Annotated in this window: 24 protein-coding genes; 19 read left to right on the top strand and 5 right to left on the bottom strand. The window is 63.0% G+C overall.

Going from position 1 to position 25,674, the window contains the following annotated elements; all coding sequences use genetic code 11:
• Position 1: 1 nt before the first annotated feature.
• The 5 genes from HHL26_RS14110 (at position 2) to HHL26_RS14090 (ending at position 5,257) form a co-directional block, all read left to right on the top strand.
• The gene (locus HHL26_RS14110; RefSeq protein ID WP_066555961.1) at positions 2 to 1,633 is read left to right on the top strand and encodes a nitrite/sulfite reductase; all 1,632 of its coding nucleotides are present in this window, start codon (positions 2 to 4) and stop codon (positions 1,631 to 1,633) included.
• Positions 1,626 to 2,066 carry a DUF934 domain-containing protein gene (locus HHL26_RS14105; protein ID WP_066555960.1) on the top strand — a complete coding sequence of 147 codons (441 nt, stop codon included), beginning with the start codon at positions 1,626 to 1,628 and terminating at the stop codon, positions 2,064 to 2,066. Before HHL26_RS14110 ends, HHL26_RS14105 begins: the two co-directional genes overlap by 8 nt.
• Complete coding sequence (locus HHL26_RS14100) at positions 2,059 to 2,850, top strand: phosphoadenylyl-sulfate reductase (protein ID WP_066555955.1); 792 nt, start codon at positions 2,059 to 2,061, stop codon at positions 2,848 to 2,850. Before HHL26_RS14105 ends, HHL26_RS14100 begins: the two co-directional genes overlap by 8 nt.
• 105 nt (positions 2,851 to 2,955) lie before the next feature.
• Complete coding sequence (locus HHL26_RS14095) at positions 2,956 to 4,848, top strand: CocE/NonD family hydrolase (RefSeq protein ID WP_066555953.1); 1,893 nt, start codon at positions 2,956 to 2,958, stop codon at positions 4,846 to 4,848.
• A 13-nt stretch (positions 4,849 to 4,861) separates the two neighbouring features.
• Positions 4,862 to 5,257: an MAPEG family protein gene (locus tag HHL26_RS14090; RefSeq protein ID WP_066555952.1), complete on the top strand. Its 396-nt coding sequence runs from the start codon at positions 4,862 to 4,864 to the stop codon at positions 5,255 to 5,257.
• Positions 5,258 to 5,311: 54 nt separating this feature from the next.
• On the opposite strand, the gene HHL26_RS14085 is transcribed toward HHL26_RS14090, so the two are convergent.
• A complete protein-coding gene (locus tag HHL26_RS14085) occupies positions 5,312 to 6,793 on the bottom strand; it encodes a replicative DNA helicase (RefSeq protein WP_066555950.1) in 1,482 nt (493 codons plus the stop codon).
• Positions 6,794 to 6,928: 135 nt separating this feature from the next.
• On the opposite strand from HHL26_RS14085, the gene HHL26_RS14080 reads away from it, so the two are divergent.
• From HHL26_RS14080 to HHL26_RS14045, 8 genes are all read left to right on the top strand, one after another.
• A complete protein-coding gene (locus tag HHL26_RS14080; protein ID WP_066555948.1) occupies positions 6,929 to 7,411 on the top strand; it encodes a UPF0262 family protein in 483 nt (160 codons plus the stop codon).
• A 32-nt stretch (positions 7,412 to 7,443) separates the two neighbouring features.
• Complete coding sequence (locus HHL26_RS14075; RefSeq protein WP_082748783.1) at positions 7,444 to 8,109, top strand: GH25 family lysozyme; 666 nt, start codon at positions 7,444 to 7,446, stop codon at positions 8,107 to 8,109.
• Complete coding sequence (locus tag HHL26_RS14070; protein WP_066561551.1) at positions 8,106 to 8,564, top strand: cytidine deaminase; 459 nt, start codon at positions 8,106 to 8,108, stop codon at positions 8,562 to 8,564. The genes HHL26_RS14075 and HHL26_RS14070 overlap by 4 nt, the downstream gene beginning before the upstream one ends.
• Positions 8,565 to 8,571: 7 nt before the next feature.
• Entirely contained in the window at positions 8,572 to 9,126 is a 555-nt protein-coding gene (gene dcd / locus HHL26_RS14065; RefSeq protein ID WP_066555945.1) for a dCTP deaminase, read from the top strand.
• A gap of 44 nt (positions 9,127 to 9,170) precedes the next feature.
• A complete protein-coding gene (locus HHL26_RS14060; protein ID WP_066555942.1) occupies positions 9,171 to 9,935 on the top strand; it encodes a metallophosphoesterase in 765 nt (254 codons plus the stop codon).
• A 180-nt stretch (positions 9,936 to 10,115) separates the two neighbouring features.
• The gene (locus tag HHL26_RS14055) at positions 10,116 to 12,902 is read left to right on the top strand and encodes a TonB-dependent receptor (protein WP_066555940.1); all 2,787 of its coding nucleotides are present in this window, start codon (positions 10,116 to 10,118) and stop codon (positions 12,900 to 12,902) included.
• 184 nt (positions 12,903 to 13,086) lie between these two features.
• Complete coding sequence (locus tag HHL26_RS14050; RefSeq protein ID WP_066555938.1) at positions 13,087 to 13,542, top strand: carboxymuconolactone decarboxylase family protein; 456 nt, start codon at positions 13,087 to 13,089, stop codon at positions 13,540 to 13,542.
• Positions 13,542 to 14,402 carry a sigma-70 family RNA polymerase sigma factor gene (locus HHL26_RS14045; RefSeq protein ID WP_066555936.1) on the top strand — a complete coding sequence of 287 codons (861 nt, stop codon included), beginning with the start codon at positions 13,542 to 13,544 and terminating at the stop codon, positions 14,400 to 14,402. The genes HHL26_RS14050 and HHL26_RS14045 overlap by 1 nt, the downstream gene beginning before the upstream one ends.
• Before the next feature lie 63 nt (positions 14,403 to 14,465).
• Here the strand turns inward: HHL26_RS14045 and HHL26_RS14040 are convergent, their stop codons facing one another.
• A complete protein-coding gene (locus HHL26_RS14040) occupies positions 14,466 to 15,428 on the bottom strand; it encodes an acyltransferase family protein (protein ID WP_066555935.1) in 963 nt (320 codons plus the stop codon).
• Between the two features lie 64 nt (positions 15,429 to 15,492).
• On the opposite strand from HHL26_RS14040, the gene HHL26_RS14035 reads away from it, so the two are divergent.
• The 4 genes from HHL26_RS14035 to HHL26_RS14020 all read left to right on the top strand — a co-directional run bounded on the left by HHL26_RS14035 (position 15,493) and on the right by HHL26_RS14020 (position 18,105).
• The gene (locus HHL26_RS14035; protein ID WP_066561549.1) at positions 15,493 to 16,170 is read left to right on the top strand and encodes an RNA pseudouridine synthase; all 678 of its coding nucleotides are present in this window, start codon (positions 15,493 to 15,495) and stop codon (positions 16,168 to 16,170) included.
• Positions 16,171 to 16,173: 3 nt separating this feature from the next.
• Positions 16,174 to 16,599: an alternative ribosome rescue aminoacyl-tRNA hydrolase ArfB gene (gene arfB, locus HHL26_RS14030; protein WP_066555932.1), complete on the top strand. Its 426-nt coding sequence runs from the start codon at positions 16,174 to 16,176 to the stop codon at positions 16,597 to 16,599.
• Positions 16,600 to 16,698: 99 nt separating this feature from the next.
• The gene (locus HHL26_RS14025) at positions 16,699 to 17,184 is read left to right on the top strand and encodes a GAF domain-containing protein (protein ID WP_066555931.1); all 486 of its coding nucleotides are present in this window, start codon (positions 16,699 to 16,701) and stop codon (positions 17,182 to 17,184) included.
• 111 nt (positions 17,185 to 17,295) lie between these two features.
• Complete coding sequence (locus tag HHL26_RS14020; RefSeq protein ID WP_066555930.1) at positions 17,296 to 18,105, top strand: RcnB family protein; 810 nt, start codon at positions 17,296 to 17,298, stop codon at positions 18,103 to 18,105.
• Positions 18,106 to 18,114: 9 nt separating this feature from the next.
• On the opposite strand, the gene HHL26_RS14015 is transcribed toward HHL26_RS14020, so the two are convergent.
• The 3 genes from HHL26_RS14015 to HHL26_RS14005 all read right to left on the bottom strand — a co-directional run bounded on the left by HHL26_RS14015 (position 18,115) and on the right by HHL26_RS14005 (position 23,004).
• Positions 18,115 to 20,637, bottom strand: a complete 2,523-nt coding sequence (locus HHL26_RS14015) for an EAL domain-containing protein (RefSeq protein ID WP_066555929.1) — start codon at positions 20,635 to 20,637, stop codon at positions 18,115 to 18,117.
• A 179-nt stretch (positions 20,638 to 20,816) separates the two neighbouring features.
• On the bottom strand, positions 20,817 to 21,635 hold the full coding sequence (locus HHL26_RS14010) for an arginyltransferase (RefSeq protein WP_066555928.1): 819 nt from the start codon (positions 21,633 to 21,635) through the stop codon (positions 20,817 to 20,819).
• A 121-nt stretch (positions 21,636 to 21,756) separates the two neighbouring features.
• Positions 21,757 to 23,004, bottom strand: coding sequence for a threonine ammonia-lyase (locus tag HHL26_RS14005; protein WP_066555927.1), 1,248 nt, complete (start codon positions 23,002 to 23,004; stop codon positions 21,757 to 21,759).
• A 97-nt stretch (positions 23,005 to 23,101) separates the two neighbouring features.
• On the opposite strand from HHL26_RS14005, the gene HHL26_RS14000 reads away from it, so the two are divergent.
• Positions 23,102 to 23,971 (top strand): NAD(P)-dependent oxidoreductase, encoded by an 870-nt coding sequence (locus tag HHL26_RS14000; protein WP_066555925.1) that lies wholly within the window; start codon positions 23,102 to 23,104, stop codon positions 23,969 to 23,971.
• On the top strand, positions 23,968 to 25,671 hold the full coding sequence (locus tag HHL26_RS13995; protein WP_197672773.1) for an amidohydrolase: 1,704 nt from the start codon (positions 23,968 to 23,970) through the stop codon (positions 25,669 to 25,671). The genes HHL26_RS14000 and HHL26_RS13995 overlap by 4 nt, the downstream gene beginning before the upstream one ends.
• Positions 25,672 to 25,674: the final 3 nt, after the last annotated feature.

The following is a 25,674-nucleotide window of genomic DNA, read 5'->3' as shown; positions in this document are numbered from 1 at the left end:
CATGTATCGTTACGACAGCTACGACCAGTCCATCGTCGACGCCCGCGTCGAGGAGTTTCGCGATCAGGTGCAGCGCCGCCTGGCCGGGCATCTGACCGAGGATCAGTTCAAGCCGCTGCGGCTGATGAACGGACTCTACCTCCAGTTGCACGCCTATATGCTGCGCGTGGCGATCCCCTATGGCACCCTCTCCGGCAAGCAGATGCGCAAGCTGGGCGAGATCGCGGCGAAGTATGACAAGGGCTATGGCCATTTCACCACGCGCCAGAATCTGCAATATAACTGGATCAAGCTGGCCGATGCGCCGGACATCCTGGCCGAACTGGCGACGGTCGAGATGCATGCCATCCAGACCAGCGGCAACTGCATCCGCAATATCTCGTCCGACCAATATGCGGGCGTTTCGGCGGATGAAGTGACCGATCCGCGCCCGTGGGCGGAACTGCTGCGCCAGTGGTCGACCTTCCACCCTGAATTCACCTATCTGCCGCGCAAGTTCAAGATTTGCGTGATCGCCAATGAGGAAGACCGGGCGGCGATGCGGCTGCATGATATCGGCCTCAAGCTGGTGCTGCGCGATGGCCAGATCGGCGCGGAAGTCTATGCCGGCGGCGGCATGGGCCGTACGCCGATGGTCGCGCCGCAGATCAAGGACTTCGTGCCCGAAGATGAGATCGTCTCTTATCTGGAGGCCTGCCTGCGCGTCTATAACCGCTACGGTCGCCGCGACAACAAGTACAAGGCGCGGATCAAGATCCTGGTCCATGAACTGGGCGTCGAGGAATATAAGCGGCAGGTCGAGGAAGAATATGCGCATATGCGCGAACTCGGCCTCAACCCGCCTACCGAGGAACTGGACCGCATCCGGCCCTTCTTTGCCAATCCGGCCTATGAGCAGGGGTTGAGCGACGAGATTGACCGGACCGATCCGGCCTTCGCCCTATGGGTCGACCGGCAGGTCGCCGCGCACAAGCAGCCGGGCTATGCCATCGTCAATATCAGCCTCAAGCCCAAGGGCGGGATTCCGGGCGACGCGTCGGCAGAGCAGATCGAACTGGCTGCCGATCTGGCCGAAACCTATTCTTTCGACGAACTGCGCGTGACCCATGCGCAGAACCTCGTCCTGCCGCATGTCAGGCAGGCCGATCTCTACGCCATCTGGCAGAAGCTGGACGAAGCCGGGCTGGCCGAGGCCAATCTGGACCTGATCACGGACATCATCGCCTGCCCTGGCCTGGACTATTGCAGCCTCGCCAACGCACGCTCGATCCCGCTGGCGCAGAAGCTGTCGGAGCGCTTCGGTTCTGTGGAGCGCCAGAAGGATCTGGGCGAGCTGAAGGTCAAGATTTCCGGCTGCATCAATGCCTGCGGCCACCATCATGCCGGTCATATCGGCGTGCTGGGCGTGGACCGGAAAGGCGTGGAGAATTTCCAGCTCTCGCTCGGCGGATCGGGCGCGGAGGATGCCAGCGTCGGCCAGATCACTGGCCCCGGCTTCTCGGAGGACGGCGTGGTCGATGCCATCGAGAAGGTCACTGACCTGTATCTTTCGCAGCGGGAGGAAGGCGAACGCTTCCTCGACACCTATCGCCGTCTTGGCATGAAGCCCTTCAAGGAGGCGATCTATGGTTGAGTTCCTGACCTTCCGCGAAGGCGAAGCCACGCAGGAACCGGCTGTGACGGTCGAATCCTTCACCGGCCAGTCCAACTCGACCGCCGTGCGGATCGAAGCGGGCGAGGATGCGCGCGAATTGCTGCCCTATATCGACCGGCTGTCGCTGGTCGAGGTGAACTTCCCCGCCTATGGCGACGGGCGCGGCTATTCGGCGGCGCGTATCCTGCGTGAGGCGGGATATCAGGGCGAACTGCGCGCCGTAGGCGATGTGCTGGTGGACCAGCTCAATGCTATGCGCCGCTGCGGTTTCGACAGTTTCCGGCCCGACAAGGCGCTGGACGATGCCGCCGTGGAGCGCGCCCTTAATCGTTATGCCGACGTCTATCAAAAGACGGTCGACGGCCGCCGCCCGCTGTGGGCGAAACGGCACCCGGAGACTGTGAATGGCTGAACCTGCCCGCAAGCTTGACGTGATCGACGCCCGCCCCGCCTTTACCCAGGCGGACGCGGACGCGCTCAACGCGCGTTTCGAAGGCGTCGACACGCTGTCGATGCTCAAGACCGTCTTTGCCGAAGGGCTAGCGGGCAATGTGGCGGTCGTGTCCTCCTTCGGCACGGAAAGCGCGGTGCTGCTGTCGCTGATCGCCAAGGCGGACAAGACGGTGCCGGTGATCTTCGTCGATACGCTCAAGATGTTTGGCGAGACGCTGGACTATCGCGAGACGCTGATCAACACGCTGGGCTTTACCGACAGCCGGGCCGTGGTACCCAATGCGGAAGTGCTGGCAAAGAAGGACGAAACCGGCCTGCGCTGGTCCTACGACCCCGACGGCTGCTGCGAAATCCGCAAAGTTGAACCGATGCACCGCGCCAAGGAAGGCCTGGATGCCTGGATTTCCGGGCGCAAGGCGTTCCAGTCGGTGACGCGGCAGAACCTGCCCCGCTTCGAGATCGAGGATGGGCGGCTTAAGATCAATCCGCTGGGCGATTGGACCAAGGACGATCTGGAGGCTTGGTTCGAGGCGGAAAACCTGCCCCGCCATCCGCTGGAAGCGCAGGGTTATCTGTCCATCGGTTGCGAACCCTGCACGTCCAAGGTGCTGCCGGGCGAAGACCCGCGCGCCGGACGCTGGCGCGGGTGGGACAAGGTGGAATGCGGCATCCACTCGCCAGTGACGCCGATCCCGACGCCTGCCGTCGATCCGGACGATCCAGCAAACCAGCCGGTGTTCTGATCTTTCCCAATCCTCCCCGCGCTTCGCGTAGGGAGGATTTTGGCAGATATTGCTATACAGTCGTTCAATGACTACCCCTTGCCACCTGCAAGGGAGCAAGAAGCCATGAGAACATTCGCGCGGATTTCCATCCTCGCTCTGACCCTGACGGCGTTCGGACCGCCGCTCGGCGCGCAGATCGATCCGATGACACCGGATACGGTCAAGACTTACGATCCGGCACGCCCCCAGGCCGATTATATCCGGCGCGAAGTGATGATCCCGATGCGCGACGGGGTGAAGCTGTTCACCGTGATCGTCATGCGCAAGGGCACCACTCGCGGCCCCATATTGCTCAGCCGCACGCCTTATAATGCGGGCAAGGCGACCTCCCGCAACCGCAGCCAGAAGATCGAGGAAATCCTGCCCGTTTCCGATGCCGAGTTCGTCGATGACGGCTATATCCGCGTCTATCAGGATGTGCGCGGGCTGGATGGCTCAGAGGGTGACTATGTGATGACCCGGCCTTTACGGGGGCCGTTGAATCACACAGAGGTCGATCACAGCACCGATGCCTATGACACCATCGATTGGCTCGTGAAAAATGTCCCGGAAAGCAATGGAAAGGTTGGGATAACTGGATCGTCCTATCTGGGCTTCACCTCGTTGATGGCGCTCATAGACCCGCATCCGGCGCTCAAGGCCGCCGTGCCGCAAAGCCCGATGGTGGATGGCTGGATCGGGGACGACTGGTTCCACAATGGCGCCTTTCGCCAACCCAATTTCAACTATGTGCTGGGCCAGACCGCGAAGAAGGGCGGCGGGGCCGTGCCCTTTGGAACGGGCGATGAATATGATGCCTATCTGAAGGAAGGGTCGGCGGGCGATTTCGCGCGCGCCTATGGGCTGGACGGCTTTCCCTTTTCCCAGAAGCTGATGCAGCATCCGGCCTATGACAGCTATTGGCAGGAACAGGCACTCGACAAGCTGCTCGCCAAGCGCAAGCTGACCGTGCCGACCATGCTGGTCGTGGGACAGTGGGACCAGGAAGACAGCTATGGCGCGCCGGCAGTCTACAAAGCGCTGGAACCGCAGGACAAGACTAACGACATGGTGAGCTTGGTCATCGGGCCGTGGCGGCATAGTGGCGTCAACTATGACGGGTCACATCTGGGCGATCTGGACTTCGCGGGCGACACTGGGCTTCAGTTCCGGCGCGATACCATGAAACCCTTTCTAGACCATTATTTAAAGGACAATCCTCCCAAGGGATATAAAGTACCGGGGGCGCTTACCTACGCCACCGGGGCGGACAAATGGCAGGTGATGGCGAAGTGGCCGGGCGGCTCGCCCAAGGCGCTGTATCTGGCTGGCGGCAATGGGCTGAGCTGGAGCAAGCCGGGCGCCGAAGGAAGCGACAGCTACGTCTCCGATCCGGCAAAGCCGGTGCCCTATCTCCCCCGCCCGGTGCTGCCGAACAAGGATGATGCGTGGAAGACCTGGCTGGTGAAGGACCAGCGTTTCGTGTCCGGACGGACCGATGTGCTGAGCTATATGACGCCGGTGCTGGACAAGCCCGTGCATATTGCCGGACAGCCGATGGTTGATCTGTTCGCGGCGACATCCGGCACGGACAGCGACTGGGTGGTGAAGCTGATCGACGTCTATCCCGACCAATATAGCAATGTCCCCAAGATGGCGGGCTATGAACTGCCGATCGGGATGGAGATTTATCGCGGGCGCTATGTCCATGGCTTCGACGAGCCGGAGGCGCTGGTGCCGGGTAGGATCGAAAATTACAAATTCGGCCTGCCCAATGTGAACCATGTGTTCCAGCCAGGCCACCGGATCATGGTGACGGTTCAGTCGAGCCTGTTCCCCCTCTATGACCGCAATCCGCAGAGTTTCGTGCCGTCGATCTTTGAGGCGAAGAAGAGCGACTACAGGATCGCGACGCAGAGCGTGCATTATGGCGCGGGCCATGCAAGCGCGATATGGTTGCCGACAATGGGTGACTGAAAGGGGAAATGATATGGCCGTTGAGCTGAAGATATTGGCGTGGAGCTGTGTGTTGCTGTTGGTCCACATCTTCGCGGCGGCGCATATCAAGACGCGGCAATATGGCACCAAATGGAATATGGGGGCGCGTGATGAGGAGTTGCCGCCCCTCGACCCTGTGGGCGGGCGATTGGTGCGCGCGCAGGCGAATTTTCTGGAGACCTATCCGATTGCGATCATCACGCTGCTGGGCGTGGTGGTTGCCGCGAAAACCAGCGGGTTGACCGCGGTTGGCGGATGGATGTGGCTGGGGGCTCGGGCTGTGTATCTGCCGCTTTACGGCATGGGCGTGCCGGTGGTGCGGACTGTCGCCTATCTGGTCAGCATGGTGGGGCTGGCGCTGGTTTTTCAGGCTTTTGTTTCGGGGTAGCGCGAAGGTTTTTCGACTAGGCTCGAAACGAACGGGGATCGGACACCTTTTCCCCTATTCAATATCCTCAAGATAGCTGCCCTCCGCCAGATCAGAGAAGCGGGTGATCCTGGCGTCGAACTTCATGCGGATGCGACCGGTGGAGCCGTGACGCTGTTTCGCCACGATCACCTCGGCCAAACCGTAAATGCGCTCCATTTCCTGCGCCCATTCCAGATGCTCGGAGCTTTCCTTGTTCCCCGGCTCCTTGGCGGCAACATAATAATCCTCGCGGAACACGAACCAGACCATGTCCGCGTCTTGCTCAATAGAGCCTGATTCACGAAGGTCGGAGAGCTGCGGGCGCTTGTCCTCGCGCTGTTCGACGGCGCGGCTGAGCTGCGAAAGCGCCAGAACCGGACAATTAAGTTCTTTCGCCAAGGTCTTCAAACCACGGGAAATTTCTGAAATTTCGTTGACGCGGTTATCGCCCTTGCCAGTGCCCTGGAGCAGTTGGAGATAGTCGACCACGACGAAGCCGATGTCATGACGGCGCTTCAACCGGCGGGCGCGGGTGCGCAGCGCGGCGATGGTAAGGCCGGGCGTATCGTCGATGAAGAGCGGCAATTCCTGCAACTCCCGCGCCGCGCGGGAGAGGTTCTGAAAGTCCGCGCGGCTGATCTTACCCATGCGCAGCGCTTCGCCGCTGATGCCCGACTGTTCGGCCAATACGCGGGTAGCGAGCTGGTCGGCGGACATTTCGAGGCTGAAGAACGCGGTCTTGGCGCCCATATTCTTTTCGGGTGGAATGCCGTCGGCATGATCGCGCAGCCAGCGTGAGGCAGCATTATAGGCGATATTGGTGGCGAGCGAGGTCTTGCCCATGCCCGGACGACCCGCGAGGATCATCAAGTCCGAATTGTGCATGCCGCCGATTTTTTCGTTCAGGCTGTTAATGCCGGTGGTGATGCCCGACACATGGCCGCCGCTGTTGAGTGCGCGCTCCGCGATCTGGACCGCCATGGTGGTGGCGGCAGCAAAGCTCTTGACCGAGCCGCTTTCGCCCTCGCCTCCCGAAACCTTGTAGAGCGCGACTTCGGCCTGTTCGATCTGCTCGCGCGGATTGACATCTTCACTGGTATCCAGTGCATTTTCAACCAGTTCACGACCGACATGAACAAGCTGCCGCAACAGGGCCAGGTCGTAAATCTGGGTCGCGAAATCGCGCGCGCCCAGCAGCGCGGCGCCATTGCCCGTCAATTGCGCCAGATAGCCCACGCCGCCCAGTTCCTTGAGCGCCGGGTCCTGCTCCAGCATGGGCTTGAGCGTCACCGGGTTCGCGATCATGTCGCGCTCGACCAGCCTCATCACGGATTCATAGATGCGGCCGTGCAGAGGCTCGAAGAAATGCTCGGGCTTGAGCTTTAGCTGCACATCTTCGGCAATGCGGTTGTCGATCATCAATGCGCCCAGCAGCGCCGCCTCCGCCTCGACATTGCGGGGGAGTTCAGTGATGCCAGATTCCGCGGCGGCGTTGAATTGCACGAGTTCGACCATGGCCCCCTCATCGCGCCGCAGACCTGCCCTTGCAAGGTGGAACGTTGAAAGCATTTGGAAAAGCTGTGGACAAGAGTCGCCATTGCTTTTCCCGGTTGCATTTCCTTGTGCGCCGCCGCACTGACCATAGCGTCCATGGCCGATCCGCGCATCATCGATATCACGCTCGACGAGCGGACGATCCTCTGGCGCAATGCCGATGTCGAGCAGGAACGGCGCATAGCCATTTTCGACCTGCTGGAAGATAATTATTTCGAACCCCAGCGCGTCCATGAGGACGGCTATGCCGGTCCCTACAAGGTGCATCTGCGCGTCGAGGAAGGGCGGCTGGTCATCGAAATCCGGCGGGACAATGGCGATCCGCTGGAGGCGATCATCCTGAGCCTGGGTCGCTTCCGCCGCCCGATCCGGGACTATTTCGCGATCTGCGACAGCTATTTCCAGGCGATCAGCAATGCGTCGCCCGCGCAGATCGAGACAGTGGACATGGCGCGCCGCGGCATCCACAATGCCGCCGCCGAGACGCTGATCGAGCGGCTGGAGGGCAAGATCAAGGTCGACTTCGATACGGCCCGTCGCCTCTTCACGCTGATTTGCGTCCTGCATATCAAGGGGTAAGGGGCATCCGTATCATCAGTGCCGGCCATTTGCTGGCCCGTTTTGGCGTGGTTTGTGCCGTTCTGGGCCTGTTGGCTCTGGGCGGGTGGCTTTATGCCCGCGACTGGGCGCCGAGCCGCGAAGAATTTCCGACCCAGGGCGTCTCCGTATCATCCGCCGACGGGACCATCGAATGGGGTACGCTGGCGGCACAGGGGGCGGATTTCGCCTATATCCGCGCAGCCAGCGGCGGACATTTTCGCGATCCGGCGTTTGAGGCCAATTGGGCGGCGGCGCGAGCGGCCGGAATGCGCTATGGCGCGGTGCTCGAATTCAGCCTGTGTGCGAAGGCTTCCGATCAGGCGACCGGGTTCATGACCATGGTGCCCCGCGACAATGCCGCCTTGCCCCCGGTGATCCGGCTGGCGTTCGAGCCTGGCTGCCGGGCGCGGCTGGGGCAGGATGCGGTGCTGTCAGAACTGAATACGCTGATCAACCTGATCGAGAGCCATGCAGGCACGTCGGTGGTGCTGAACGTCAGCGACGATTTCGACGCGCAATATGGCATTGCCTCGGGGATCAACCGGACGCTGTGGCTCGACCGCAATTTCTTTCCCCCTGATAGCGAAAAGCGCAAATGGGTGATGTGGACAGCCAGCGATATGCGGCATATCGACGGCATCGAGGGTCCGGTGCGATGGGATGCGATGGCGCGATGAGCGCGACGAAAGAACTGATCGAGGCGGCGCGCGGGGCTATGGCCCATGCCCATGCGCCATACAGCCGCTTTGCCGTCGGCGCTGCGGTGCGGTTGACCGACGGGCAGATCATCACCGGCTGCAATTTCGAAAATGCAAGCTATGGCCTGTCGCTCTGCGCCGAAACGGTGGCGCTCGCGGCGGTGAATGCGCAAGGACGCTTTGCCGATGTGGAGGCGATCGCGGTCGTTGGGGGCGCCATGGGCGCGGATGGCTCCATCACAGGCGATGCCATCGTCACGCCCTGCGGCCGGTGCCGCCAGATCATGAACGAAGCCGAGCAGATGGCCGGGCGGACGCTCGCCATCTACTGCGCGGCGCCGGAGGGGGACGCCATGGTCGAACATAGCGTCGCTGAACTATTGCCTCATGCCTTTGGTCCCCGGGATCTCGGCATATTCCCAGGAAAGAGCTGAACCAGCCATGTCGATATTGTCGGATAAGTGGATTCGCGAACAGGCCCAGACCCACAACATGATCGAACCGTTCGTGGAGAGCCAGCGGCGTGACGGCTGCATCAGCTATGGCCTCTCCTCCTATGGTTATGATGCGCGGGTGGCGGACGAGTTCAAGATCTTCACCAATGTCAACAGCGCCGTGGTGGACCCCAAGGATTTCGCCGCGAACAGTTTCGTCGACCGCAAGACCGACGTCTGCATCATCCCGCCCAACAGCTTCGCGCTGGCCCGGACGGTCGAATATTTCCGCGTGCCGCGTGACGTGCTGGTGATCTGCCTCGGCAAATCGACCTATGCGCGTTGCGGCATCATCGTGAACGTCACCCCGCTGGAGCCGGGCTGGGAAGGTCATGTGACGCTGGAATTTTCCAACACCACGCCGCTCCCCGCCAAGATCTACGCCAATGAGGGCGCCTGCCAGTTCCTGTTCCTCAAGGGCAATGAGCCGTGCGAGACCAGCTATGCCGACCGCGCGGGCAAATATATGGGGCAGCAGGGCGTCACATTGCCCCGCCTTTGAAGCCATGCGACACTGGCGGACATGATGTGTGAGCCTTGTCCGCCATGCTGATGCCCTTCCGCCGCCGGAAAGCGTCTGCCGAACCGCTAGCCCCCAACGTGGGCGGAGATGCGCGCGTCTATGCGATTGGCGACATTCATGGCCGCGACGATCTGTTTGCCGAATTGCTGGACAAGATTGGGCGAGATGAAGCGGATCGTCCTCCCCTGCCCCGGCTGCTGATCCTGCTGGGCGATCTGGTGGATCGCGGACCGCAATCGGCGCAGGTTGTCGAACGGGCGATGGGACTGGCGCGATCAGGCGAGGATGTCCGCTTCATCAAGGGCAATCATGAGGAAATGTTCATCGCTGCTGCTCGCGGTCGGGCGCAGGCCGCCCGCTTCTTCCGGCGATATGGTGGGGTCGAGACGCTGGCCAGCTATGGCCTGGATCCAGACGATTGTGCCACCATGGGCGACGAGACGTTGGCCCAATGGATGCTGACCCATATACCCCGCGATCATATCGATTTTCTGGACGATTTTCCCGACATGCTGCCGGTGGGCGACTATCTGTTCGTGCATGCCGGGGTTCGGCCGCGCATCGGGCTCGACGCGCAGATTCCCGCCGATCTGCGCTGGATCAGGGGCGATTTCCTGAACCACCGGGGACAGTTCGGGAAGATGGTCGTCCACGGCCATAGCATCAGCGAGGATGTCGACGTTCAGCCCAATCGGATCGGCATCGACACCGGCGCTTTCCGTAGCGGTCGACTAACCGCTATCGGGCTGGAGGAAAATCAACGCTGGTTCCTGCAAACTTGCGCCTGAACGACTGCATCGCCGCAGTTGTAATATTATAATAAGAAACTCTCATTTTAAGCGTATTTTCCGATCATCTATCGCTCGCAATCGATCGTTCCCGCCCGCCGGATAGCGGATCGGGAGCTTTGCTTCGTTCGATGCAATCGGAACGGCACGATAATGCCGTCTGCTACAGGGGAACAATCAATGCGTTTTCGCCATGCGCTGGCAGGGTTGGCCCTTGCCACCTGCCTTGTTTCGCCCACGGAGCTTCTGGCGGCCCCCAAGACGGACGCCACTCTGTCGCAGCGTCACAAGTTCGACATTCCACCGCAGCCGCTGAGCAGCGCCCTGCGCCAGCTTTCGACGCAGTCGGGCGTGCGCATCCTGTTTCCCTATGACGAAGTAGCCGCGATACGCAGCCGGCGCGTGCAAGGCTGGTTATCGACCGAAGATGCGCTGGAAAGGCTGCTCGCCGGAACCGCGCTCAAGCATAGCGAGGCGGGCGTGGGCGTCATTGCGCTCGCGATCCCCGCCAACCGGAGCGCCGCCCACCGCCGCCCGCTGGCCGTTCAACTCGCGCAGATCGGCATCGCGGGCGCGGCAGCTCCGGTCGCCATGGCACCGGGCGCCGAAGCGGAGGAGACGTCCGCCCCCATCATCGTCACCGGCACCCGCCAGACCACGCGCACCGTCGCGGAAAGCCTCGCGCCGATCGACGTACTAAGCGCCAAGGATATGGAAGCGAGCGGCAAGCAATCGGTCCGCGACCTGCTGGGGACGCTGGTGCCGTCGATCAACGTGTCGAACAGCGGCGCCGGGGCCAGCTTCGCGGTTAAGACGCTGTCGCTGCGCGGGCTTGCGGGCGACCAGTTGCTGGTGCTGGTGAACGGCAAGCGGCGCCACAATACGGCGACCCTCTTCATCAACGGCACGACCCAAAACGGCCAGTCGCCGCCGGACCTGGACCTCATCCCCTCCTCCTCCATCGAACGCATAGAGGTACTGCGCGACGGGGCGTCGGCGCAATATGGTTCGGACGCGATTGCAGGCGTCGTCAATATCTTATTGAAGGATGACGCCAGCGGCACGGCTTCCTTCCTGGGCGGCGCCACGGCGGACGGCGGCGGCGAACAGGGCCGGCTCCAGATCAGCAAGGGCTTTGGCATCGGTGATGGCGGCCATGTCCATTTCACGCTGGACGCCTTCCTTCAGGGACGCACCTATCGCAGCGCGCTGAACCCCGGCCGCTTTTATGCATATCTCGGCCAGCCTTATTCAGCGACCACTGGCACGCCCGATCCACGTGAAGCGACCGTCAACCGCGACGTGAACAAGGGTGGCCAGCCGCAGGTTTCGGGCATCAACTTCGCCTATGACGTGTCGCTGCCGGTAAGCGAGGCGGTACAGTTCTACCTGTTCGGCACGGCTTCCCGGCGGCATAGCGACGCCTGGCTGACCTATCGCTTCCCCGATGCGCCGAACAATATTCCGGAGCTTTTCCCCAACGGCTACAGCCCGCACCTCCACATTTATGACGAGGATTTCCAGACGGCGGCAGGACTGCGTGGAGATCTCTCCGACACATTCCATTACGACCTGTCCAGCAGCTTTGCCCGCAATTGGGTGAAATATCGGGAAAGCTCGGTCGTCAACGCGTCGCTCGGCCCGGCGAGCCCTGCCGACATGTATATCGGCTCCGTCACGTCGAAGGAGTGGACGACCAATCTCGACCTTCAAAAGACGGTCGATCTGGGCCTGGCTGAACCGTTGCTGGTGGCGCTGGGGGTGGAATATCGCTGGAACAGCTACGCCATCGGTTCGGGCGACCCCGAATCCTATATCGACGGCGGATATCGCTCGACCAGCGGCGCCAATGCAGGGGTGCTGCGGACATCCGGATCGCAGGGTGTGACAGGTTTCCCCCTCTCCTCCGCCGGAAAATGGCACCGCGACAATTGGAGCGCCTATCTGAACCTGGAACAGCAGGTCATAGAGGGGTTCGAGGTCGCGCTGGCCGGGCGGCATGAGGATTATTCGGACTTCGGCACCACCGACACCGGCAAGGCGTCGCTGCGTATCGAGCCGGTGCGCGGCCTGGCGCTGCGCGGCACGGCAAGCACGGGCTTCCGCGCCCCGACGCTGCAACAGCAGCATTATTCCTCCGCCAGCACGATCAATGTGGGCGGTGTGCTGCTGCCCGTATCGGCGCTGCCGGTGGATTCAGCGGCGGCCATCGCTCTGGGCGCAACACCGCTGAAACCGGAAAAGTCGAGGAACCTTTCCGCCGGCATCGTCATCACGCCGACGCCGCGCCTCAACATCACGGTCGACGCCTATCAGATCAAGATCAAGGATCGCATCCTGTTGTCCGAAACCCTGCAGGGTCCGCTGGTGCGCAGCGTGCTGGCGGCGGCGGGCATCACCTCTTCGGCGGGCGGCTTCTACTTCTCCAACGCGGCCGATACGCGGACGCGCGGGATCGATGTGGTCAGCACCTGGCGCGCCGATTTCAACGACCTGGGCCATGCGGTGTTCAGCCTGTCGGCCAATTTCAACAAGACCGTCTTCACCCATGTCGATGCCGTGCCGAGCGTACTGGCCAGTTCCGGGCTGGCGCTGATCGGCCGGTCGAAGCAGGGCGACTTCACCAAGGGCACGCCGCGCGACAAGTTCATCGCCAATATCCTCTGGACCAAGGGACCGGCGAGCCTGAACCTGCGCGCCACCCGCTTTGGCAAGGTGACGATGGTCCATCCGACCACGCCCTCGCTGGATGCGGAAATCGATCCCGAGATCATCGTCGACCTGGAAGCCGGGGTGGAACTGCGCAAGGGCATCAAGCTGTCAGCGGGCGCCAACAATCTGTTCAACAGCTATCCCGATAAATTGCTGCCCGTACTGCAGGGCAATGGCTTCTCCCTCTACAACCAATATTCGCCCTACGGGACCAGCGGCGGCTTTTATTACGGCCGGTTGAACTTCGAATTCTGATTGAACCGGCCGGGCGCGGATATTTTCGAAGTTGGTCATCCTCGCGGAAGCGCGGATGACGAAGGCGGAAATGCCTGCCTTCCCCTCTTTTCCGTCATGCACGCTGCAATTTTTCACAGTTCATGTCACAGTGGCCGATCCTGTCTCGTCATGTCAGCACAATCCAGGAAGAAAGGTGCCGACCATGACTGCCAAGCTCGATCCCTTTGCCGCCGCGCCCCAGCTCATGAAAAGCTGGTTCGCAACATCCAACGCCGTCAATGCCAGCCTGGAGCCGAGCCTTATCGAACTGGTGAAGATACGCGCTTCGCAGATCAACCAGTGCGCCAATTGCATCAACATGCACACGACCGACGCCCGCGCCCAGGGTGAGAGCGAGCAGCGCATCTATCTGTTGTCGGCCTGGCGCGAGGCGCCCTGCTACACGTCTCGCGAGCGGGCTGCCCTGGAATGGACGGAAGCCTTGACGCGCCTCTCCGAAGGGCACAGCCATGACGCGGCCTATGCGGCGCTGGCAGCCGAGTTTTCGGAGGAGGAACGGGTGAAGCTGACCCTGATGATCAATGTCATCAACGGCTGGAACCGCATCGCGGTCGGTTTCGGCCTCTGGTACGAAACCCCGGCCAAGGCGGCTGCGTGATGGCCCAGGGGACGCATGCGGACGCGGCGGAGAGCTTCGACCCGCTGCGTCCCCGCCTGACCCGCGTCGCCTATCGCATGCTGGGATCGGTCGCTGATGCCGAGGATATGGTGCAGGAGGCCTTTATCCGCTGGATGGGGGTGGATCGCGAAGCCGTTCGCGAACCGGAGGCCTTCCTGCGGCGCACGGTGACGCGGCTGTGCCTCGACCAGCTCAAATCGGCGCGGCACCAGCGCGAAACCTATGTCGGCCCCTGGTTGCCAGATCCGGTGATCGAGGATGCTGAGGAAGAGGAGGATGTGACTTTGCCGCTGATGCTCGCCCTCGAACGTCTCTCGCCGCTGGAGCGCGCCGCTTTCCTGTTGCATGACGTGTTCGGCGTCGGCTTTGAGGAAATCGCCGCGACGGTCGATCGCGATCCGGCGGCCTGTCGTCAATTGGCTGCGCGGGCGCGGGCTCATGTGCGGGATGCCCGGCCTCGCTACCGGCTTGAAAAGCAGCGCGGACTGGAGATCGCCAGCGCCTTTTTCGCGGCCTCTCGCAGCGGCGACATGACGGCGCTGGGTGCGATGCTGGCGCAGAATGTCAGCCTCCACAGCGACGGCGGCGGCAAGCGGCCAGCAGCGGTGGTTCCGGTGCTCGGCTTCGGCCAGGTCATGCAGATCCACAAGGCGCTGGCGGTGCTGTTCGGCAAATATGGCTCGACGCTGGTGCGCTTGGGGCTGATCAATGGCCTGCCCGGCTTCGTCACCCGCGAGGCGGATGGCGAGTTCCAGACGACGGCGCTCGACATCGAGGATGGGCGCGTCACCGGCATCTATGTGATGCGGAATCCCGACAAGCTGCGGCATCTGCATTGAACTTTTGTCGGCGGTCATCCTTTGCACATCGTCATGCTGAACGTGTTTCAGGATAAGGCAGCCCTAAAGGAAAATCCGTCGCGCTCCAGGCACGGCCCGGATCAGATAATAGGCCGCTATCGGCAGCAACAGCGCCTGCATCAGCAGCCACGGCTTGCTGAGATAGGGCGAGAGATAGTGGATCACCGCGACATGCAGATACATAATGACCAGCGACGCGCGACCGATCGCCGCGATCCAACCGCCAAAGGGCGCGATCCGCACTGAAAGGCGGAACAGCAGGAAGCTGGTGGCCACTGCCGAGCCGACCGACAGGAGCGGCCAGCCATAATCCGCCGCCTTCATATTGAGCGTCGGCAGCAGCGCCATCAACCCCGCCAGCGATAGCGGGATCAGAGGCGCCAGCATCCAGCCTCGCCACGTCACAAGCCGCCACACCGCGCCAAGCCACAGCAGGACCAGCGCCATCGGCACGGTGAGCAGGCCAAGCGGCGACAGGCTGGTGAATTTGCCCACACCATAAGCGAGCAACAGGCAGGGCAGCATCAGCAACGTCCAGCGCCGATCAAGCGGATCGGGCCAGCGGGCCAGCGCCATATTGAACAGGATACGGGCCATCATCAGGCAGGGCACGAACCAGAAAATGGTGAACGGCCCGCGCAGCCAGGAGCCGCCCAACAGGACCGGCGCCACATCCTGCGGCCAGCTATGGAAGATTGGGCGCCCGCCCTTCATCCTTTCGATGATCTGGTCGGCAAGGATCAGCAAAATCAGGAAGGCCGCATAGGGCCGCATCTGCGACGCGAGTTGGCGCCAGGTGAAGCGCGTCACCGGCTGCGGCCGCGACAGCAGGCCCGATAGCAGGAAGAACAGCGGCATGTGGAAGCTGTACATTGCGTCGCGCAACGCGCCCCGCGTCCATACATGACCGACGACCACGGCGACGATGCCGATGCCGCGTGCGACATCGATCCATTCCAGCCGCCCTCCGCCCGGCGGGTGCGCCTCATGCCCCCTGTTCTCCATGATCTCCACGCCCTATAGGAAGCCGCACGCGCGTCAATCGCCCTCCTATTTACGGAAACGCCTCTTGTCCCTGCTTCACGACCGAGTCCTGTTTATCGATGGCGAGGCCATCATCCTCGACAAGCCCGCCGGCCTGCCGGTCGACGCGCCGCGCGACGGGTCGCTTTCCCTGGAAAACCACCTCTCCTCGCTGACCTTCGGCTTCCAGCGCTGGCCGCTGCCGGTCCATCGGCTGGACCGGGACACCAGCGGCTGCCTGTTGCTCGCCCGCAATCCCAAGGCGCACAAGCGCTTCGCCGCCGCTTTCGAGGCAGGGACGGTCGCAAAGCGCTATGTCGCCGTGGTGGACGGCGTTCCGGCGGAGGACAGCGGCACCATCGAGCTCGCGATCAAGAAAGTCAGCACGCAAGCGCAGGGCTGGCGGATGATCCCGGCCAAGGCGGGCAAGGCCGCGCTCACCGAATGGCGCAAGATCGCGGAAAAGGATGGCCGGGCACTGATCGTCTTCACCCCGCGCACGGGACGGACCCACCAAATCCGCACCCACGCGCTGCATGGCCTGGGCTTTGGCATTGCGGGCGATCCGGTCTATGGGACCAGCAGCGGACCCATGCTGTTGCACAGCCGTTTTCTCAGCATCCCGCGCGGGGAGAAAGCGCCCGCGGAGGCGACCGCTCCCCTGCCGGAGACCTTTGCGGCGGCAGGTTTCGGGCAGGAGCTGCTCGAACAGGCGGGACTGTAAGGCTTGGCCCTCATCCCCGTCACCCGGTCGATCGCCATCGACACTGACGAACTGTCGGAAACATTCGTCCGCTCGACCGGCGCCGGGGGCCAGCATGTCAACACCACCGACAGCGCCGTGCAGTTGCGCTTCGACGTGGCGAACAGCCTCTCCCTGCCCGAAGCGGTGAAACGCCGGCTGGCAGTGATCGCCGGGCGGCGGATGACGGCGGAAGGCGTGCTGATCCTCCGTTCCGAAGGCTCCCGGTCGCAGCTCCTGAACCGGCAGGAGGTGCTGGCCCGGCTGGTCGAGCTGATCCGGGAAGCGACCATAGTGCCCAAGGCCCGCAAGGCGACCAAGCCCGGCAAGGCCGCCAAGGCCCGCCGGGTCGACGCCAAGAAAGCGCGCAGTTCGGTCAAGGCCGGGCGCGGCAAGGTTCGGTTCGATTAGGATCGATCGAAACTAGGGTGGACGCAGGCGCCAATCGTTCGAAATGATGTCGATGGGTTCAGACTGGTCGACACGCGCGTCGCCCCCTATATCCCGTCCATGTTCGATTTCGCTCCTCCGGCCGACGCCGACAAAGCCACGCTCTATGACGATCTCCTTTCGGCCGCTGATGCGCTGACGGCGGGCGAGCCTGATGCCATCGCCAATATGGCCAATATCTCGGCTCTCATCTGGCAGTTTCTGCCGAACCTCAATTGGGCGGGCTTTTACCGGATGGTCGAGGATCAACTGGTTCTCGGCCCTTTTCAGGGCAAGACGGCCTGCATCCGCATTCCGCTGGGCAAAGGCGTGTGCGGCACGGCGGCGGCCAGCGGCGAGACGCAACTGGTCGAGGATGTCCACGCCTTCCCCGGCCATATCGCCTGCGATGCGGCCAGCGCTTCGGAGATCGTCGTGCCGGTGATCGTGGGCGGCCGCGTCGCGGTGGTACTCGACCTCGACAGCCCCGTTCCCGCGCGTTTCGACGATGCCGACAAGGCGGGACTGGAAACGCTGGTAGCCCGAATCGGATCGCGCCTGGGCTGAGCATGCCCTGCCCCGTTTCGGGACAGGCGCAGGGACGCCAATGCGTGGATCGCCGCGGCCCATCATGCTAAACAAACCGTTAACAAATCAGCCGAAAACGGGGATTCGAGCATGCATATCCGGAGCACCATCCTGGCAGGCGCCGTCCTGACGATCGGGATGACGACGCCCGTTTTTGCGAACGGTCCGGCCATGGGGAACAGCATGGCCGCACGACCCGCAATGCCGCATTCGGGAACGACCGTTCGCCGCTGGGGGCCGAGCCATCATGGCCGCTGGTATGCGGGCTGGTATGCGCCCGGCGGCTGGGCGGCCTATCGTCGGCCGGCGGTCGGCTATGTGCTGCCCCGCTACTGGGTCGGCCCCGCTTATCATATCCGCAATTACGGCATGTATGGCCTGCCCGCCCCGGCAAGCGGCTATGGCTGGTCGCGCTATTATGACGATGCGGTGATGACCGACCGCGATGGCCGCGTGCACGACCATCGCAGCGACGTCGACTGGCAGGATCGAAGCGACGATGCGCCGCCTCCACCCGGCTTGCGCTATGATGACGAAGTCACCGCGCCGGACGAAGCTCCTCCACCGCCACTGGGCTATGAGGGCCGCTGGAGCGGCACCTGGCGCGACAAGGACGGAAAGACCTTTAGCGGCGATTATGAAGGCCGCTTCGAAGGCCATGTCAACGGCGGTCCCGGCGTCGATTTCGACCCGCCGCCCTATGCCGCCGCACCGCATCCGATACGCCGCCCCGGCGCTCCGGGAGAACCCGTGGTCACGACGACGCAGACTCCCGGATTCATAGCGGACGGCTATTATTATCCGGGCGCGACCACCACGACCGTCGTGATCCAGCCGGCCGTCACGACCACCCGAACCTATGTGACGGAGGTTCCCGCGCGCAGGCGAAAGGCCCGCTAGGGCAGATTGTCAGGCGGCCTGCGATCGCACCGCCGCCCAGGGACGCGGTCGGCCCATCAGATAGCCCTGACCGATCATGCAACCGCGCGCGATCAGCAATTCGACCTGTCCCGCCGTTTCCACGCCTTCGGCCACGACCTCCATGCCCAGGCTGCTGCCCAGCTTCACGATGGCGTCGACGATGACGGCATCCCCCGCATCCTGTTCGATATTGCTGATGAAGCTGCGATCGATCTTCAGCACATCGACCGGATATTGCTTCAAATGGCTGAGCGACGCATAGCCGGTGCCGAAATCGTCCAGCGCGATCCGCACGCCCGCCGCCGACAGGCGATGCAGCGCCTGCTCCACCTGTTCTGCCCCGCGGCCCAGAAACACCGTCTCCGTCACCTCGATCTCGAACTGTTGTGGCGGGATGGCGCAGCGGGCAAGATGGTCGAGGACATAGCCGGCAAAGTCGTGCTGCATGAAATCCGCGGCCGAAGCGTTGATGGCGACGCGGCCCGGATCATAGCCGGCCCGTAACCACCGCTCGACGTCGCGGACCACCTTCGCCAGCATCTTTTCGGTTAGTTCGACGGCGATTTCCGCATTGTCGAATGCCGCTGCGATGCTGTCGGGCGCATGGATGCCCGTGCGGGGGTGCTGCCAGCGCAGCAGCGCTTCATATCCCAATATCCGGCCCGTCTTCATATCGGCCTTGGGCTGATAATAGGGCACCACCAGATCGTCCGCTATGGCTTGCCGGGCCATGTGGATCATCGAACTGCGCTGCTGCGCTTCGGCGCGCAATTGCGACTGGAACAATGTCAGCCGTCCTCGTCCCGAGGATTTGGACGCATAAAGCGCCAGGTCCGCCGCCTTCAGCAATTCGGCCGCGTCGTCGCCATGTTCGCCAAAGACCGCGCCGCCCATGCTGATGCCGTAATCGAGCGAGCGGCCATTATGAACATAGGGCGCCCGGACACCGCCCAGCAACTGGGCGCTCCATTCCATGAGCGCCGCGCAACTGGCGAGCGAAGGCGCGATCATGCCGAATTCATCGCCGCCAAGCCGCCCGACCATCGCGTCGGCAGGCGCGCAAGAAGCGAAGCGCTGCGCAAACCCGCACAGCAGCGCGTCGCCCGCATCATGGCCGAGCATGTCGTTGGTCCGCTTCAGATCGTCGATATCGACCAGGATCAAGCCGAAGCTTACGCCGGTCCGGTGGGCCTGCTCCGTCATGTCCTCCAGCGTCGCCTGCCACAGCGCCCGATTGGGCATATGGGTCATCGGATCATGAGTCGCGGCCCAGCGGATGCGTTCCTCGCTGTTCCTTTCCTCCGTGACGTCCTGGAAGGTGACGATGACGCGCAGCGGTCGGCCCGATTCGGAAAAGCTGCTCCATCCGACGCTTTTGATCCACCGCAAAGCGCCGGTATCAGCCCTGTATACCCGGAGGCTCGCTTCGAAATGCGGCGGCATGCGCTCGTTCGCCACAGCGTCGAGCATTTCGGCAAGGCGGGGCCGGTCCTCCGGGTGCACCAGCCGCAACGCCAGCTCGCTCGTCGCCGGCTCCGTGTCGGACAGGCCCAGCATCGACCGGAATTCCCGCGACCAGGTCCGGGTGCCAGCGACCGCATCGAAATCCCATATGCCCAGGCGCGCCGACTGCACCGCCAGGCGGAAACGTTCCTCACTATTCGCCAATTCGCGCTGCGCCAGTTTCTGTGCGTGGATATCCTCCAGCGTGCCATACCAGCGCACGATCCGGCCCTTCGCATCCCGCCGCGCCGAGGCCCGGGATCGCATCCAGCGATGACCGCCATCGGCCAGGCGCAGCCGATAATCGACATCCACCGAATCCCCCGTACGGAGCTTTTCCGTCCAGACGGCCAGCGTCCGTTCGACATCGTCGGGGTGGAGCGAATCGATCCACCCCACGCCACGCGCCTGGGCCGGGGGGATGCCGGTCAGATCCTGCCAGCGGGGGCCAACCTCCTCGATCGCGCCGTTGGGGGCTGCGGTCCAGGGCACCTGCGGACTAAGCTCGACCGACCAGCGATAATGTTGCCGGCTTTCCGCCAGCGCATCGGCCAATGCGCGGCTATCCCGGTCATAACGCTCATCGATGTCCTCGACCGTGCCGTACCACAGCGGCGCCTCATCGGGTTCCGCGACCAGCGTCATGCGCACGATCCCCGGTCTCGTCTCGCCCGATATGGTGCGCATCCGGACGGGAACCGGACCGGGCCGGTTTGACCGCCTCGCCGCATCGGCCAGCGCCATGCAGTCACGCCGGTCCAGCATGGCGCGCCAGCCATTGCCGATCATGTCGGAGGAAAAATGGCGGGCGAACAGGTCCGAAGCGATCTCTCGCGACAATATGCGACCGCGATAGTCCGCGATCCACCGAATCAGCGGCGGAGAGACGCGTTGGAAGACCGGAGAGAACAGCAACTCATTACGATAGTGCAACGCGTCCCATTCCAGCCCGTCCCGAGCCAGTTCGGAGCGAAATTCCGCAAATCTGCGATCAGCAAAACGGTCCATCTACCGACCCAGATCCATTGCCATTGCTGCAATCCATCCGAATGCAGTAACGGAAAAAGTTAAATAAGCTTTCCAATGCGGTAGTGGGAAATTAATCCGCAACGGCGCAAACCGTTCCGCCAGCCGCAAGACGATACGCCCCGGCTTTCATCGGTCAGGAATAGGGAATTCCAGCAGTCTTATTTGCGGAAGATCGCCGCCAGTTCGCGTGGCAGCGCGGGCTCATCGCGGCTTTCCGCCTCCCGCACGGCCTGCGCCTGTTCCTGCGGGTCGAAACGGGTCCAGCCGTTGCGGCTCAGCCTTTCGAGCGGTCGATAGCGAATCTTGTACTGCATCCGCTGCGATCCCTCGACCCAATAGCCGAGATAGACATAGGACAGCCCGGCCTTCGCCGCGCGCAGGATATGATCCATGATGATGAAATTGCCCAGCCCCTTGCGATGCTCCAGTTCCGTATCGAAGAAGCTGTAGATCATCGAGAGGCCATCCCCCTGCCGGTCGGTCAGGCAGGCACCGATCAGCTTACCGGGGCGGCCATCCTCGCCCGGTTCGCGATATTCGACGACATGGCTTTCCACCGGGGTCTGTTCGACCATGTCGGCAAAGTCCATCTCGTCCATTTCGGTCATGCCGCCGCCGGGGTGACGGGCGCGCAAATAGCGCTGCAACAGCGCGAACTGCTCCTCGGTCGACCAGGGCTTGCAGGCGGTGATGACGAGGTCTTCATTCTTGCGCAGCAATTTGCGCTGGGTCGCATTGGGTTCGAACTCGCCCGCGACGACGCGCACCGACACGCAGGCGGAGCAATCCGCGCAGCTTGGCCGATAGGCGACATTCTGGCTACGCCGGAAGCCGATGCGGCCAAGGGCGTCATTCAGCTCCGAAGCATTGTCGCCGCTAAGTTCGGTGAACACCTTCCGCTCGCTCTTGCCCGGCAAATAGGGGCAAGGGCTGGGGTTTGTCACAAAGAAACGCGGAAAGCGGAAAGGCGCACTCACAACCGCATCTCCCCCACAGCGTTGCCCGACCCCTGATTCATGAGACGACTATGCCGTCCGCGGGCCGCTGTGAAAAGATTATTTACCACGAAAATTGGTTAAGCGGCAGAGGCCGCGTCGATCAGGCGACTTCGATCGGCGCAACCTCATATCCAACCGCGCGCAAGGCCGCGATCAGGCGCTCCAGATGAGCGCCGTCGCGCGTCTCGCATTCGACGTCCAGGCTAAGACCCTTGGCCGGCAGATTGGTAAATATCCGCTGGTGCGACAGTTCGAGAATGTTGACCGCTTCCTGGTCGAAGATGCGCGCCACATGGAACAGCGCGCCCGGCCGATCCTGCAGGATGATCCGCAACCGCGCCAGGCGGCCCGAACGCGCCAGATCGCGCAGCAGCACATTCGCCAGCAGGCGCGTGTCGATATTGCCGCCGGTCAGGATCAGGCCGACCTTGCGCCCGGCAAATTCCTGCCCATGCGTCAACAGCGCGGCAAGGCCTGCGGCGCCCGCGCCCTCCACCACCGTCTTTTCGATCTGGAGCAGCAGGCTGACCGCTTCCTCCAGATGGCGCTCGCTGACCAGCAGCACATCGTCCGCCAGCCGCTCGACGAAACGGCGGGTGAGTTCGCCCGGCTGCTTGACGGCGATGCCCTCCGCCAGCGTATCGCCGTCGCAAGGCAGGTTGGCGCCCTTGATATAGTCGTACATCGACGGATAGAGTTCCGCCTGCACGCCATAGATCTTGATATCCGGCTTCATCGCCTTGGCCGCCGTCGCCACGCCCGAAAACAGGCCGCCTCCGCCGATCGGGATGATCAGCGTGTCGATCTCCGGCGCGTCCTCCAGCATTTCGAGCGCAACTGTGCCCTGCCCGGCCATGATGTCCGGCTCGTCAAAGGGATGGACGAAGGTCAGACCCTGCTCCACCTCCAGCTTGCGGGCATGGGCATAGGCATCGTCGAATTTCTCGCCATATTGGACGACCGTGGCGCCATGCCCTTGCGTCTGCGTCACCTTCACCGTCGGGGTGGTGGTGGGCATGACGATGGTGACGGGCACGCCCAGGCGCTTGCCATGATAGGCAAGACCCTGCGCATGATTGCCGGCCGAGGCGGCGATGATGCCCTTCTTCTTCGCTTTCTCGTCCAGTTGAAGCAGGCGATTGAGCGCGCCGCGCTCCTTGTACGCGGCGGTGAACTGAAGATTTTCGAACTTCAGATACACTTTGCAACCGAACATGGCCGACAGTGTCTGACTGACCAGCGTCGGCGTATGCACGACCGAGCCCGAAATTCGCACGCGCGCCGCCAATATGTCATCGACGGAAATGGGTAGCGGCGTGGCGCTCTCGATCTTGGTCAGCGTGTTCATGGGCGGCGCCCTACCTCAAAATTGCGGCGGAAGGAACTGGCACTGACGGAAAACTCTGCCTATGGCATTGGCGCGCGCATCTAACTGATCGAGGCATATGGCTAAAATCGCGTTTATCGGCCTGGGCGTCATGGGCGGCCCGATTGCGGGGCATCTGGCGAAAGCAGGGCATCAGCTTACCGTCTACAACCGCTCCATCGGCAAGGCGAAGCGCTGGGCGGAGGCCTATGGCGGCGAAGTCGCGATCAACCCGGCCAAGGCGGCGGAGGATGCGGAGATCGTCATCAGTTGCGTCGGCACCGACGATGATCTCAGTCAGATCACGTTGGGCCGCGACGGCGCTTTTCGCTCGATGAAGCCCGGAGGCCTGTTCATCGACCATACGACGGTTTCGGCGCGGATCGCGCGGCAATTGTTCGTGGAGGGCGAAAGCCGGGGGCTGCATTGCGTCGACGCGCCGGTGACAGGCGGTCAGGCTGGTGCGGAAAAAGGCCGGCTTGCGGTGATGTGCGGCGGCAGCGAACCCGCAGTCGCGGCGGCGAAGATCGTGATGCAGGCCTATGCACCGCGCATCGTCCATGTCGGGCGCGCGGGCGCGGGCCAGACCGCCAAGATGGTGAACCAGATCTGCATCGCGGGCGTGGTGCAGAGCCTCGCTGAAGCTTTGCGCTTTGCGCAGGCCGCGGAACTGGATCTGGACAAGGTATTCGATGCGATCTCCGGCGGCGCGGCGCAAAGCTGGCAGATGGATAATTATTGGAAGACGATGGCGGCGGACAGCTTCGATTTCGGTTTCGCGGTCGACTGGATGCGCAAGGATCTGGGACTGGCTCTGGAAGAAGCGCGGGCCAATGGCGCGACCTTGCCGGTGACGGCGCTGATCGATCAATTCTACGCCGATGTGCAGGCGATGGGCGGCCATCGGCAGGATACCAGCGCTATCGTGCGGCGGATCACGCGGGCATGAAGGCTGCTCTGCTGGCAGCAGCGGCTGCACTTGCCTTACCCGGCGCGGCTTTGGCTTCGGGCGTGATCGACAATGTGAACGGGATCGCGCTGGACGCCAATGGGCGGCTGGTGCGCTTCAAGGCGCTGACCATCGACGATGAAGGCAAGGTCGAGAAGCTGCTGTCCGACCGCTATCAGGAACCGGAATACGCCCGTCCCAAAAAACGCAAGAAAAATGAACCGGAGCCTCCACAGCCCAAACGTCCCGACTTCAAACTGGACGCGGGCGGCAAGACGCTGATTCCCGGCCTGATCGACGCTCATGGGCATGTCATGGGCTATGGCCTGTCGCTGATCACCCTCGATCTGTCGGACACGAAATCACTGGCGGAGGCGCAGGCGAAGATCAGGGCTTATGCCGCCGCCAATACGGGACGAAAGTGGATCATCGGGACGGGCTGGAACCAGGAAATCTGGGGCCTGGGCCGATTCCCCACCGCTGCCGAACTGGACGCGGCGGTGAGCGACGTGCCTGTCTGGCTGGAACGGATCGACGGTCATGCGGGCTGGGCCAATTCGCAGGCGATCAAGGCGGCTGCCATCACCGCCGCGACCAAGGCGCCTGCGGGCGGGCGGATCGAAATGGCGGGCGGCAGGCCTGCGGGCGTGTTCGTGGACAAGGCGATGGAACTGGTGACGCGGGTCGTCCCGCCGCCCGCAGCCAAGGACCGCGACATCGCGCTGGAGAAGGCGCAGCAGGCGCTGCTCAAACAGGGCATCACCGGCATTGCCGACATGGGCACCAGCATCGAGGACTGGCAGGCTTTCCGGCGGTCCGCCGATCGCGGGGCGCTGCGGGTTCGGATCATCTCCTATGCCCTTGGCCTCGAAAACATGGTGCTGATCGCCGGGCCGGAGCCGACGCCGTGGCTCTATGACGACCATCTGCGCATGGGCGGGATCAAGCTGATCCTGGATGGCGCGCTGGGGTCGCGCGGGGCGTGGCTGAAGGCCGACTATGCCGATGCGCCGGGGCAGCGCGGGCTACCGATGATCCCCTCGACGCAGCTCCGCAATATCATGAGCCGGGCGGCGATGGACAATTTCCAGATCGCGGTTCACGCCATTGGCGATGCGGCCAATAGCGAAGTGCTGGATGCCGTTCAGGAACTGAGCGAAACCTATAAGGGCGACCGGCGCTGGCGCATCGAACATGCCCAGATCGTCGATCCGGCCGAGCTGCCGCGCTTCGGGCAATTTGGCATCGTCGCTTCGATGCAGCCGGTGCATCAGACCTCCGACTGGCGCATGGCGACGGCGCGGCTGGGCGAGGCCCGGTTGAAGGGCGCCTATGCGTGGAAGGCGATGCTGGACAATCGCGTCCCCCTCGCCTTCGGATCGGACGTGCCGGTGGAAAGCCCCAATCCCTTCCCCGGCATCGCCGCCGCCATGACTCGCGAGGATGCATCGGGGCAACCGGCCGGCGGCTGGATGCCCGAGCAGCGCATAGACTTCCAAGTGGCGCTGGACGGGTTCACGCGACAGGCGGCCTATGCGGGCTTTGCGGAAAAGCGCTTTGGCAGCTTGATTCCCGGCCAGCGAGCGGATTTCCTCCTGATCGACCGGGATATTTCCGCCGCCAGCGCCAACGAGATTCGCGCGACGCAGGTGCTGGAAACATGGATCGGCGGCAAGCGAGTCTATGTGAAGGGGCAATAACGC

This window comes from Sphingobium sp. TB-6 (genome assembly GCF_012927365.1).
In the GTDB taxonomy this organism is placed as follows: domain Bacteria; phylum Pseudomonadota; class Alphaproteobacteria; order Sphingomonadales; family Sphingomonadaceae; genus Sphingobium.
The sequence above is the reverse complement of the archived record's forward strand: the minus strand, read 5'-3'. Positions and strand labels throughout refer to the sequence as shown.